This is a genomic window from Pantoea eucrina, from assembly GCF_002095385.1.
GTDB lineage: Bacteria > Pseudomonadota > Gammaproteobacteria > Enterobacterales > Enterobacteriaceae > Pantoea > Pantoea eucrina.
This window is the reverse complement of the sequence record NZ_MIPP01000039.1, coordinates 23,234-35,755: the sequence shown is the minus strand read 5'-3', so window position 1 is coordinate 35,755 and position 12,522 is coordinate 23,234. Positions and strand designations below refer to the sequence as shown.

General features: G+C 36.3%; 14 protein-coding genes. 2 read left to right on the top strand and 12 right to left on the bottom strand.

Translation table 11 applies throughout. The annotated features are described in order from the left end of the window. Positions 1 to 57 precede the first annotated feature (57 nt). Positions 58 to 1,731 carry a hypothetical protein gene (locus HA43_RS15120; RefSeq protein ID WP_094112035.1) on the top strand — a complete coding sequence of 558 codons (1,674 nt, stop codon included), beginning with the start codon at positions 58 to 60 and terminating at the stop codon, positions 1,729 to 1,731. Positions 1,732 to 1,763: 32 nt separating this feature from the next. Here HA43_RS15120 and nadS read toward each other — a convergent pair whose 3' ends face one another. From nadS to HA43_RS15075, 9 genes are all read right to left on the bottom strand, one after another. Continuing rightward, positions 1,764 to 2,054, bottom strand: a complete 291-nt coding sequence (gene nadS / locus HA43_RS15115; protein WP_094112034.1) for a NadS family protein — start codon at positions 2,052 to 2,054, stop codon at positions 1,764 to 1,766. 4 nt (positions 2,055 to 2,058) lie between these two features. Next, entirely contained in the window at positions 2,059 to 2,394 is a 336-nt protein-coding gene (locus HA43_RS15110) for a type II toxin-antitoxin system RelE/ParE family toxin (protein ID WP_094112033.1), read from the bottom strand. 203 nt (positions 2,395 to 2,597) lie between these two features. After that, positions 2,598 to 2,924: a hypothetical protein gene (locus tag HA43_RS15105; RefSeq protein ID WP_094112032.1), complete on the bottom strand. Its 327-nt coding sequence runs from the start codon at positions 2,922 to 2,924 to the stop codon at positions 2,598 to 2,600. A gap of 146 nt (positions 2,925 to 3,070) precedes the next feature. After that, positions 3,071 to 3,703, bottom strand: coding sequence for a hypothetical protein (locus tag HA43_RS15100; protein ID WP_094112031.1), 633 nt, complete (start codon positions 3,701 to 3,703; stop codon positions 3,071 to 3,073). A 13-nt stretch (positions 3,704 to 3,716) separates the two neighbouring features. Continuing rightward, positions 3,717 to 4,007 carry a hypothetical protein gene (locus tag HA43_RS15095; RefSeq protein WP_094112030.1) on the bottom strand — a complete coding sequence of 97 codons (291 nt, stop codon included), beginning with the start codon at positions 4,005 to 4,007 and terminating at the stop codon, positions 3,717 to 3,719. 129 nt (positions 4,008 to 4,136) lie between these two features. Further along, positions 4,137 to 4,697: a hypothetical protein gene (locus HA43_RS15090; protein WP_094112029.1), complete on the bottom strand. Its 561-nt coding sequence runs from the start codon at positions 4,695 to 4,697 to the stop codon at positions 4,137 to 4,139. 10 nt (positions 4,698 to 4,707) lie between these two features. After that, complete coding sequence (locus HA43_RS15085; RefSeq protein ID WP_094112028.1) at positions 4,708 to 5,037, bottom strand: hypothetical protein; 330 nt, start codon at positions 5,035 to 5,037, stop codon at positions 4,708 to 4,710. Beyond that, complete coding sequence (locus tag HA43_RS15080; protein WP_094112027.1) at positions 5,037 to 5,294, bottom strand: hypothetical protein; 258 nt, start codon at positions 5,292 to 5,294, stop codon at positions 5,037 to 5,039. Before HA43_RS15080 ends, HA43_RS15085 begins: the two co-directional genes overlap by 1 nt. 1 nt (position 5,295) lies before the next feature. Beyond that, positions 5,296 to 5,724 (bottom strand): hypothetical protein, encoded by a 429-nt coding sequence (locus HA43_RS15075; protein ID WP_094112026.1) that lies wholly within the window; start codon positions 5,722 to 5,724, stop codon positions 5,296 to 5,298. Positions 5,725 to 5,937: 213 nt separating this feature from the next. Between HA43_RS15075 and HA43_RS15070 the strand changes: the two genes are divergently transcribed. Then, complete coding sequence (locus tag HA43_RS15070) at positions 5,938 to 6,378, top strand: H-NS family histone-like protein (protein WP_094112025.1); 441 nt, start codon at positions 5,938 to 5,940, stop codon at positions 6,376 to 6,378. Positions 6,379 to 6,769: 391 nt separating this feature from the next. Here HA43_RS15070 and HA43_RS15060 read toward each other — a convergent pair whose 3' ends face one another. From HA43_RS15060 to HA43_RS15045, 3 genes are all read right to left on the bottom strand, one after another. Further along, positions 6,770 to 7,063 carry a hypothetical protein gene (locus HA43_RS15060; RefSeq protein ID WP_094112023.1) on the bottom strand — a complete coding sequence of 98 codons (294 nt, stop codon included), beginning with the start codon at positions 7,061 to 7,063 and terminating at the stop codon, positions 6,770 to 6,772. Positions 7,064 to 7,630: 567 nt separating this feature from the next. After that, positions 7,631 to 10,543, bottom strand: a complete 2,913-nt coding sequence (locus HA43_RS15050) for a type III restriction-modification system endonuclease (protein WP_094112021.1) — start codon at positions 10,541 to 10,543, stop codon at positions 7,631 to 7,633. Between the two features lie 2 nt (positions 10,544 to 10,545). Further along, entirely contained in the window at positions 10,546 to 12,516 is a 1,971-nt protein-coding gene (locus HA43_RS15045; protein ID WP_094112020.1) for a site-specific DNA-methyltransferase, read from the bottom strand. Between the last annotated feature and the right edge of the window lie 6 nt (positions 12,517 to 12,522).

The following is a 12,522-nucleotide window of genomic DNA, read 5'->3' as shown; positions in this document are numbered from 1 at the left end:
GTGTTTGTGTTGTTTTTGATATTTTATTAGGATTATAAGCAAGGATCGATTAAAAGAATGAAACCGGAAAATAAACCTCTTATCTATTTGCTTAACACTGAGATCACAGTAGAGAAAAAGCTCAAGTCTATTGGATTTAATGCCCATCATTATTGGCTAAATGGTAGAGAAAACACTCACAGCTCTTATTCACATGCTGAGTATCCGTATGCGTTTGATTTCCCCGGAAACTTGCATGAAGCTGAAATTATTGTTTTTGATACTGTGCCAAATGGTCAACACAGGCCAGCAGACGATAGTGATCTAGGTGTATATTACAGCCAATCGCCAGGTTCTATAAATTATCTTCCATTAGATATGCATTTTGCTGTTAGCAATATAAAGTCATCTAACAGAAAGCAGTGCCTCATTGTTTTTTGCGGTGTCGATGACGATGAAAGTTATGAACTATGTATTAATGGTCAAGCTAACTCAAGAATTCAGGCTTCAACCCATTGTTTTTATGATTATTTAAGTATAAGTTCAAGAACTGGTTCGAGACTTGAGGTTGTAAAAGGAAATGAAGAACGAGATATAAAAAATTGTCTCTCGAAATATTTATCAGAATCACATTATGAAATTATTTTTGATTACCCAATTGATAACGTAGATACACCACTTTTAAGTAATGATGCCGGGCAAGTAATAGGAATGATTCATCGCGACGAAGCGAATAAGATAATAATCTTCCTTCCTCAAATAAAAAATCAGGGAGATTTGTTGGCTGAACTCTTTGATAAGGTTCTGCCAGAACACCCCGATTTTTCCAGCCTTTTCCCAAACAATGGGAGCTTCTCATGGATGTCCAAGCCTTCCTACATCTCTATTGAAGAAAGAAATAAGATAGTTGATATAGAGAATGAGTATAAAAGGCACGATGAAGCAATTAAAAACTTAAAAGAACAATTTGATGAGATACATAATAAAGAAGAAAATATAAAGCTTAGAAATATTTTAATAGAAACTGGCGACAATCTGGTTTCTTCTGTTAAATGGTTTTTGGAATATATTGGGTTTGAAAAAATCATAAACCCTGATGATAGCGTAAATGAAGATGCTGGAGAACTTTTTGAGGAAGATCTCAACTTTGAATATGATGGATTACATTTCATTTTAGAAGTTAAGGGATTAGGCGGAACGTCTACAGATTCACAATGCGCACAAATATCAAAAATAGAGCTACGTAGAAGAAAACAAGACGCAGACAGAAAATATAAATCTGTCTATATTGTAAATCATCAGCGTTTTAAAGAACCAAAACAAAGGCAGATTATTCCATTTACACCAGAACAGATTGAAAACGCTGAAATGACATACAGAGGTATGACATTCACATATGAACTCTTCGATGTGTATCATATGCTTGAAAAAGGTGTATTGAGGAAGGACGATGTTAGGGAAGCCTTCAAACAAGATGGAGTTATCGACTTCCGGCGCAAGTTAAACAGACTTACCCTAAAAAGTTGCCTTAGAAAATACACTGCCTACTCCTTTAATCTTGACGGTTCAGTGAGCATCACTAAAGCCGACAAAATCGCAATCCAGGATAATCAGGATCACTGGCATTTGCTGGATATAGTGAACATTCAAGTGAACAATGCTGATGTAGAGGAAGCGACTGAAGGTAGTGCTGGTATACAGGTCTCACAGCTCGTAGAAGGGGCGAGGGACTACTATCTGGTCAAGGCATAATACAAAGCCCCATAAGGGGCTTTTAAGAGCGTTTAAGCCTGTAGAAGCTCCTGAACAAACTCAGGCTTGCGTTCAATCACACGCAGTATTTTAAGCGCTGATCCTGAGGGGCTTCGACGCCCCTGCTCCCATGCCTGAACTAACGCTGAGCTAACACCTATCACAGAAGCAAAATCATCCTGCTTCATGTGCGTGCTTGCCCGTATAGCTTTAACGTCAGGCAGTTCGAAACGGGTGATGCGAGCTGGTTCACGCTTACCCTGATGAATTTCTACAGCCTCTTTAGCAGAGGCCATCAGATCATCGAAAAGCTCTTTACGCATTGTCTTACTCCTCTTCGCCTTTGAAGCCAGCGATCACGGCTTTAAGCTGAGCCTTCTCAGCTGCAGTTAAACTGTCCTTCTCACTTTTCGGATAGATGATAAGCATGTATAGCCTTCCAACCGAATTGTAGAAGTAATATATAGCTCGGACACCAGAACTCTTACCTGTTCCCTGTCTTGACCATCGAACCTTACGACAGCCGCCAGTTCCCACTATCAGATCACCGGCTTCCGGGTTCTCGATGAGGAACGCCTGAAACTCTTTATATTCGTCATCTGACAGAAGAGACTTTAGCTCTCTCGTAAAGACCGAGGTTTCAACGAACTCATAGTATTCCATGTTTCAATCATCCCTCTCGTTGATGTTCAGATTATACTCCTACCGGGTAGGACTCACAACATGAGATGAACTATATCATACTATAATATAATAGTATATGAAGAGATATGTGAATTCTGAGGTTTTTACTGGCCTGTTATGGGGATGGTGTAGGAAGGGGGAAGCAGTATAGGAAAACCCCTTTCGGGGCTTATCTCTAATAATCAGTCAGAAAGATCACTTTTAGACGCTTCCATTAATACTCTTGAAAGTGTTGGAAAAATATATTTATGCTTTGTGTTGTTATAACTCATAGATGTTTTTAAAACAAAGCCACCTTTTTTAGATTCAACATACCACCATTTATGTGATTCCAACTCTCCCCTTTCCCTTTTAGAATAACCTAACTCAATTTTATCTTCTGACCAAAGATTTATTATCTCCTTAGTATTTATATAAAATCTAACTTCATCACTACCCGGCTTTTTCCATTCATTAATGAAGCCAGCCTCTTTTACAACTCTAAATTCTTCATTGCTTAAGTTTGTCATATTGGTTCTCCTTATTTTGTTTATATATATTAATTACATCATAGCCCGATAAAAATCAAATTTAATCGGAAGTTATTTTCTATAATCAGATAAGTGGCGGAGGTATAAAGAAAAACCCCTTCCGGGGCTTTGATGCGCATATATAACTAAGCGATTCCTCCGTGAAAATCTATCAAATACTCTAACTCCATTTCGTTTACATCTTTAAGATAAGCCCAATCGAAATTCGCGTCATTTATATAAGCTTTGCCATAACACCCCTGTAAAAGCCCAAGTGCGGGTATACATTTAGGAAGGGCGTATTTACCTTTTAGCATAGACTCCACAAACTCATACTTATCATCCCCTTTTATTTTTGGCTTCAGGTTAAAAAGATAACCGGACTCATGTTTCTCAATATAGATATCAGGATCGAAGTAAAAATCATCTACTCTACTATAGTATTCTTCTGAGGATATGTTATAGAAAGATTTAGCATGTTCAACGACAAAGCTTGAATAGGAGTCGTTAAGGTCTAAGATGTCATAAATATAATTTGGATCTTCATTTTTTTGTTCTTTGCTAACAGGGTCATATATAGATAACCCAGCATAACCACCTTTAAGCGCCTCTACGAAACCATCATAGAGTTCTATAACAAAGCCAGATTTTAAATGGATTTCACAAGCACCTTCCATCCCAAATTTATGCTTAAGGTATTCAGCCAGGCTTATTGTGATAAGACCCTTATTCTCGTCTTTAAGCATGTAAACTATACTATTTGAATATTCTCTATTCATGTTAACTCTCCTTTTATTTATGTGTATTCATTCTTAGCTCTATTAAAAAACATGACATTGATAAGGCTGTGAACAACAAGAACAAGAACAAGTTTAGGCTATCAACGTCCAGGTAAAATAAGGATATACCAGCAGTATCATTTTTAATTGCGCTAGTAGCATTGAAAAATAAAACTAATGTAGCCAATGAGTTTATTAGAATGTAAGGAGCTATATTAAATAAAGCAGCAAACCCGAATAAGGCAGCCAGCTTAGTAAATACGCTCTTTCTATTTAACTTTGATTCTATGTTAAAAATTTTCATTTCAAACCTCCTTTAATGTTATATATATTAATTACAATTCATCCCGATAAAAGTCAAATTTAATCGGGGGTTGTTTATTATAATCAGATGAAAGGCGGAGGTATAAAGAAAACCCCTACCGGGGCTTTGTTATCTACTATGAAAGAACCATGCGGCTATTAAGCCTATAGCAACAACGAAAATAATAATCTGTTTCAGAGCTGATTTATTTTCTGGTTTAAAAACCGGCTCTTCGTCTTCCTGTGTAATGTCAACAACATCATCGTAATCAACTTCAACATACTTAGCCCATTTAAGCCTTAACTTCGGATTATCAATAACATTTTTTATTCTTCTATTAATAACCAGATTATGAGCCTCATCCAAGAACATTTCTTTTAGCTCATCACCATCAAGATATTGAGGTATTAGCCTGTAATACTTAGGTAGCGTCTGTTTCTTATATCTCATATTATGCTTTGCGCTGAACTTAACGTTAGCATGATCAACCTTTACTCCTGTCAGTCCTGCTGATTTTAAAACATTCAATGCTTTATCTTTAATGAGGTAAGCACCATCCTGAAAGTAAACTATGTCATCTCTTGATAAAACGTCCACTACATAAGTTATCTCACCTGATGATGAACGGTTTATACTACCCGCTGTAAACGGGTAGAAGTAGTAATATTCTCCCTCCTTGTTCTTCTTCATAAACCCTCCTTTAACGCTTCATACTATTCATTCTCTGCTTTGACTGCTGAAGTGTATAGCTCATATCCTTTTCAGCCAGATCAAACGCTTCGTTAGAGAAATCTTTAGCTACAGAAGTGAACTCTGTATAATCTTGAAGGTTGTTAAAGCTTTGAAGGTTTATTATCTCATATTTGAACGAGGCTTTATCATCACGATAAATTTTATTCAGGTAAAGTGAATCGGCATGTTTACCATCAGGAAAGTTAAAGTGCTCGTGCTCAACTACGTATTTAATATCTTTTCCGTCAACCTGCGACTCAACTTGCTGTAAAATATTTCTCTGTATAGCATTGTTCATTATAAAACCCCTTCTAATAATATTGCCTTTTCTAATAATACGCTTCTTGCTTCTTCTTCTTTCATTTTGATAACATCTTTAGCTTCAGATGAAACGAAGCTTCCCCATAAAACAACCGCAAACTTACTCACTCTTGAAACTATTGCGTCTTTATTAACAAGATAGATGTAATACTGATAAGCCTTATCTCTTCCGTCGCCTTTTGCTTTTGATAAAACCAGTTTAATGTCTTTTATTACTATTTGCTCTAATATCATTTTATGCCTCTTCTTTTCTAAGTTTATTTATATATTTGTCGCTATCGTAGTTATCTACCCACAGGTAAAGATAACTGAGATTCACTTCGTTATTTATTACTATTGCTTCTTTAAACTCACTATCATCAATGATAATAAACTCACTATCACTAAGCTCGTTAAAATCTATATAACTCGCCTTCATCAATCTCCCTTCTTTCCTACCAATCAACTCAATAACTCTGTCAAAACCGAAATATACTTCAGTCCTTAACTTCTCAACCCATGACCTAAAGCTGACTTTGATCGCTTCAGACTCATAGCTTTTGAGAAACCAGTTGTATAAGTCTGAGGTATATACTGACGTGTAGATCACTTCATCGCATAAACTAATATCGCTTTCATAGATGTCGTATCTAGCACCGTTAAATCTCCAAATATAATTATTCATTTAACTCTCCTTTATTTAAAATGTTAATTATTAATTAAAGGATATTCCGGCTAAAATCAAATTTAAACGGTGAATTATTTAGATATTTATTCTGTTATTCGATAAGCGGTGTAGTTAGGCTTTTAGAATGACTCCTTAAACTTCCTGTATACCTTGTTTACTTTAATCGGAACTGATAGATTTGGCAGGTTAACTTTTAAAAGGGGTTTTAAAATGAGTCTAGCTTCACTAAACAACATCAGAACCATTCGCAAAGAAGCGCGTGAGATGGAGTTCGAAGTCTTCGAAGAAATCCTTCTCAAGATGAACCAGGTTCATGAAGAGCTTGTAGAGCTGAAGAAGGAAGATGATGCTAAGCGTGCTAAGAAGCAGGAAGTGATCGATAGACTGCGCGCTATGCTTGCTGAAGAAGGCATTGAGGGCATCACCATCACAGAGGAAGGCGAAAGCGTTCCTGCCGCCTCTGCTGCGTCTAACGGCACTGGTTCAGGCCGTGGCGGTAAGGGTGTTAAGCGTGGCCCAGCGAAAGCTAAGTATGAGTTCGATACGGCTGAAGGTAAGAAGCAATGGAGCGGTCGCGGTCGTATGCCTAAAGATCTGGCTGCTGCGCTTGATACCGGAGCTAAGCTTGAAGATTTTGAGATAAAAGAATAAGAACTAGCTAACACCAGAGAAAACCAAGCCCCTGGTAAGGGGCTTTTGGCTTTTTATGGTTATTTCTTTTTACTTTTAGATTCACGTAGAGGCTTTAGAAGCATGAAGATGCTAAAAAAGTTCGTTGCTATCATTGCTATGAGCATTTCATAAAAATCATTTTCACTAACCTCGCTACTGTTATACAGTGCGACAATACTTATAGCGGATAAAATTAAAATGATTAGACATGCTCTTATTCTTATGTCTGTTAATTCCCTGTTTATTATCTTCATCTATATACCTCTGTTTTTATACTGTTTTCCACCTGATTTAAGAAACTGAGCAATGAACTCTGCCCATGTTTCAATCTCTTTTTCTCTTGTGTTCGTTTCCATAATCAATTCCTTATCTATATTCTCCAACATATATTGAATGAAAAGTTCTCTGCTGGCTCATTAACATAAGCTTTAAATACCATCACAGCGAGAGCTTGGTTGATATAACCTGAATATCTATATACTGCCCTTACCTGATTGAACCCATGCTTTATTGAGTCAGAAACAATGATTCTTTTATCTAACCTATCTAAAAGCTTTAACACCTCCTTAGCTAAATCACCTTCAATAAGAGCTGCTTTTGAAATGAAGCCTTTTCCATTGTGTAGCCCCAACCTCTTTAAATCATAAATTATGTCTTTCTTCATTTTAATAACTCCTTATTGCTTTCCATATAAAATGGATTACAATACATTCCGATTAAAATCAAGTTTAATAGGAGTTTTTATTTAAAAAATATTGTTTTCCAGACAAAAGGAAGAGGTGAGTCTTTTATTTATTAGATGTGATCAAAGAACTTAGTTCTGTTAGTTCTTCATCAGCGAGAAGAGACTTATAAAAAATGTTCTGATAAAACGATAGCACTGCTTTATGTGAGACTCTTTTTTGATAGCTGATCAGAAGTCTGACGATAAGACCAGAAGGCAGGTTAGAGGTGCGATGATAAAAGGAGTCGAAGTATTCAAGAAGGTAATCATGCTTCGCTTCAGTAAAATCAACATCAGCGTCTGAGCATTCTTTTATGACGTGCTGTATCTCTTGATGTGAGCATGAACGGAGGGTGTGAAACAACTTATCAGCAAGACGCTTCCTATGTTGTTCCCGTCTCTTCACTTCGTTCAGATAGTCTTGAAGGCTTGAGTATTTCATAAATTATTATCATCATCGATTGTTTTTTTTACAAAAGGAGGCTTTCACCTCCTTTACCCTGCAGATTATGGTAGTGCGTTCTTTATTAACTCATAGATCTCATCATTAGCAAATTGGGTCTTAAATTCAACTTTGATGGATTGACTTATTTGATTGAAAAGCACTTGTGCGTGTTCAATCTTACGTTTCTCTTCAAGCCGTAAACTCTCTTTTCCGTCTACATTTTTTGTTTCAATGATGAAGTTTAAGTAATCACCGCTTGTTGTTTTGACAACATAAGCAAAGTCAGGGGAGTACGTGTATCCCCCTGCTACCGGGATCTTGATGGAGTTCTTCGGTATCTTTGTAAAAACAGCTACAGACTGGATCTCTCCATCTGTTATGTTGAGTCTTTCAAGCTCTGAGTCATAAAACACCTCATCGAAAAGATAAGAATCTAATGGCGGTTTTGTATTGTCATGTAATACACCAAGATTACTTGACAACACTTCATTTAAAGGATTACCGTCTGCATTAGTGAACTTTGTAGGATGAATAGAACCTGAAATCACATTGTAGCCAAGACTAAACTTGTTAAAAGAATTGTTCAACAAATACTTGCTAAAGCCAGATTTAATCTTTCTGATTGTTTGAATGTTCAGGTAATCTGTGATGTTAATATTACCTTTTATATCGCAAAATACTTTATGTAAAGTATCATGTTTAGCAAATATAGTCTGTGATAAGTTATCAAGAAACTCTCGATAACTCATTGTATTTAGTTTTGCAAAGTTATCGTCATCACTGACAATGCTTTTCGACATCGCCGTGTCGTTATGAATATAAATTCTATCGATACGAGTATGAACTCCTGACTTAGTAAATTTTTCTAATTCTTCGAGCATAAATGACTTGAAAATGGATAAAAATTCACTTTCGCTGTTTATTTTATACTCGATCACTGCTTTCTGATTGATCAAATCCCACAGTTCTTTCAGCTCACTGAACTTGCCTACACGCATTTTAGTGCGTCTTTTTCCATCTGTAGCTTTTTTAATTTTACTTGGCTTCACTCCGGTAGGGAACGCCGCCGGATATTTACCTTTTAAGCGAGCATAGGAGTCAGAATCTTTAAAGTTGTCATTCTCGTCAATGATGTCAGCATCAAAAATTTCGTTCATGAGTATCCTTGAGGAAAGATCAGGATACTGAGATAAGATTTTATCCTTAATCTCCTGAGTAAATTTACTCGGAACGGTTTCTTTGAAGGAGCTATCGTTGACCTCTTTGACAAGAGAATCAACAAAATCCTTTTCTGTAAAATCAACATAATAGTTAAGTGTGAAATTGCGATCTTTCACACGACACATGTATTCATTCACCGGAAGACGTAGACCACGCCCTACCTCTTGAAGTTTAGATGTGGTGCTGCCGCTCGAACGGAGCTTACAAATCTGAAAGACATTAGGATTATCCCACCCTTCACGCAACGTCCATTTGGAGAAAATGAAACGGCGAGGATTATCTAAAGATAACAAAAGCTCTTTATCATGAAGGATTTCGGTGATTTCCTGTTCTATTTTATCATCTTTGTCGCTGTTATCTTTTGAAAAATAACCACCATGAACAGAGGATATGTCCTTAATAGTTTTTTCAAGGTAGTTTCTATAAAACTCATCTTTCTCTGTTTTTAACAGTTCATTAGCTTCTGCTAACACGAACGCTTCAAACTTAGTTTTCAGGCTTCCGGCAATATCATTACCATCACGATAACCTTCAATGTCATCAATGAAGAAAAGAGTAAGAGGCTTTATACGCGGTCTTTGTGTCAAATACTCTTTTTCTAACTTAAAGTGTTCTTTGACAGCTTTAAGCATCATGTTATCAGCAAGTGTCTGATCGTAAGAGTAAGGATTTATCGAGCTACCGATTTTAAGCTCAATACCATTACTCAACACTGCTGTGCTCTTGTTTAAAGCATCAAGTGTTAAATCATGGATCGCGTTATGAGTTTTAGACAGTGATTCGTCCTTGGCTAACTTAAATGTTTTTTTATTACTATTTTCATTCAGCTCAAATGTGGCTTCTTTTCCATCAGATTTAACAAATTTGAGGTTGGCGCTACCATCACCAACAATATCTTCAATGTAAGCATCAATACCTTTAACAAGATCTTCATTGAATGCATCTACGGCAGTCAGGCGATAAACTAAATTCTTATAGCCCTCACTGAAGGTTGCGCCATAGCGAATAACATATTGAGCATTAAAATTTTCAATGTTTTCCCATGTTTTTTTACCCGTAGGGAACTTATGAGGCTCATCAATAATAATGAATGGTTTTACCGCACTAATGGCAGCAAATGGTGTATCATACTGATTATCAAGCAAACCAACATCATAAGTATCAGTTAAAGACTTGGAGTTAATCATCCCTGAGTTAATTACAAGAACATGTATATATTTCTTATTGAAATTACTTGCTTCAACAAAATCATGAATAGCTTGAGGCATATACGATTTTGTATTTTTACCAGAATTTTTCTGACTCTCAACAACGTAAGCCTTTAGTTCACGCTCATAATCATCTCGAAAGTGTTCTTTCAAAGCATCACTTTTCAAGAAGTTTACAGTTCCTGCTTTGATTGATAAGGTAGGAACGATGATGATAAACTTGTTAATGCCAAATGATTTGTTCAGGTCAAAAATTGTTTTGGTGTAAGTATAAGTTTTACCTGTACCTGTCTCCATAGAAACATCAATCACATTGCTTTTAGCATCGTAATTATCTCTTGAATGCTCAATGTTATTGAAGTTCTGAACATTTTTTATGTTGTTGTAGTATTGTTGTTCAGTAAGGCTCAGTTCTGGATTAGCTAACAGGCGGATAGCAACATTATCCGTCTGATGAGGTATGGCGGAAACAAAAACATTCATGACCGCATCAACACCTGCTTTCTGATGTGGTAAGTTCTTTTCGAAGGTGAACCCTTTAGACATGATTATTTCCTCACCACCAAATCTAAATCAATAGATTTTTTATTAGCATAACTTTTTAGTGCTTCATTGAGTTCCATCTGCTTCGCACTTTCAAAGTTGCTGCCATAAAATACGACTTTGTTAGGGGCAAAGTCTTTGTCTGAATCTAGCTTTAGAAGCAAAGCTTTTAGTGCTTCACTGGTGAAGTTGGGCGCAATCAGATACAGGCGACCATCGCATAAGTGCGCTTTGTAGCCATCAAGATCAACATCTTTAATAGGAGTTGTTAGCAAACTTCCATCATATAGGCACCATGTAGTCAGTAGGGTGTCATATTGTTCAGGAGTCAATACAACATCATCAAAAAATGTGTGGTTAGATAATGTTAGTTCTGATTCATCTTTTGCACGAAAGTCATTAATTGTTTCAAAGATCCTGAAGCCGAGATCTCCTTTATAATCAGGGTATTCATTTCTAATTTTATCAGAGGATTTTATTAATCTTGCTTTTGTAATTTCAAAGATATTTTTATATCCAGCCTTGTAGGCTTCTGACTTTTCTTTAGTCTGCTCTGGCAGTTGGATACAAATGAATTTTAGTTCTTTTTCTTCATCGCGGTTCATATTGTAGATTGCATGAGCAGTAGATGCCGATCCAGCAAAGAAATCGAGTACAATATCTTGATGCTCAATATTCAAAGCCTTAAATATTTCGGATAACAACCCCACATCCTTCGGGTTTGTAAAAATGTCTTTCTGACCAAATAGGTTTTTCAACATATTTGATGCTACGCGCCCATCTTTAAATTTTATACTGGTCAGGCTCTGAAACTCAGTATCTTTGAGATAGGTTTTATTATTAGGAACTACAGTATGATCTTTCCCAAAATGAATTTTGTTTTCAGATATTTTTTGAATCATCGTTTTTTCAACGAAACGCCATCCGCCAGTGGGTTTCTTGCAAGGTTTTTTTGTTATTGGATGAATTATATCGTAAAAATACCCATTAGCTGGTTTAGATAAGTCCGCAGGAAAATACACGCCATTTTCATCCATCCAACTATAGTGTTTGTTGTTAGTTATTGGGTTGGACTCAGGGAAATCTTTATACCACTGTAATGCTTCTTTATGGATAGACTCCCAATTATTTCCGTGTTTTTTTCTAAAGACATCAAATGCCTTATAAATTTCATCTAGCCCTTCTTTTTTCTCACTCCATTGACCAGAATTATGCTCTTTACTTTTAACATAAAACAACAAGTATTCATGCTGAATTGAAATATAAGCCTGATCGTTTTTACTGCTATTTTTCCATACTATTTCGCCAGCGAAGTTAAATTCGCCAAATACTTCATCACATAATATTTTTAAGTTTGAGTGTTCATTCTCATCAATTGAAATACAAATTATTCCATCATCTTTCAAAAGCTCACGAGCGATATAAAGACGAGGATAAATGAATGTCAGCCATGCACTATGGCTACTTGAACCTTTGACAGTAAAATCGAGGATACGCGTAGCTTCATCATGATCGATACCTGCTAGTTCAGAAAGCTGGTTAGGCGTAAACTTGCGATCATCGTTATAGGCAAATCCATCCGAACCTGTGTTATATGGCGGGTCGATGTAAATCATCTTCACCTTATCAGAATAAGCATTAACCATATGCTTCAATACTTCGAGGTTATCTCCTTTGATTAATAGATTCTGACTGTTTTTGTTCTCTTCAAGTTGGTTATGATCTTTATCTTCTGTCAGCAGAGTCTTCGGTGGTAGGTTAGCCAACAGCCGGGCATAGGACTTGCCAAGCCAGTTTAAACTGTATGACTCTTTAGAGAGTTCGACATCCGATGATTTGACGATCTCAAGCAGTTTTTCCTGAATGAACGCCCCATTTTTGTCAAAACATTGTGGAAAGTTAGCTTTTAGAACAGCAAGTTGTTTACTGTTGGCAGTTTCAACTTCTGAAAAAATTGTTTCTTTTTGCATATCCATTTAAAC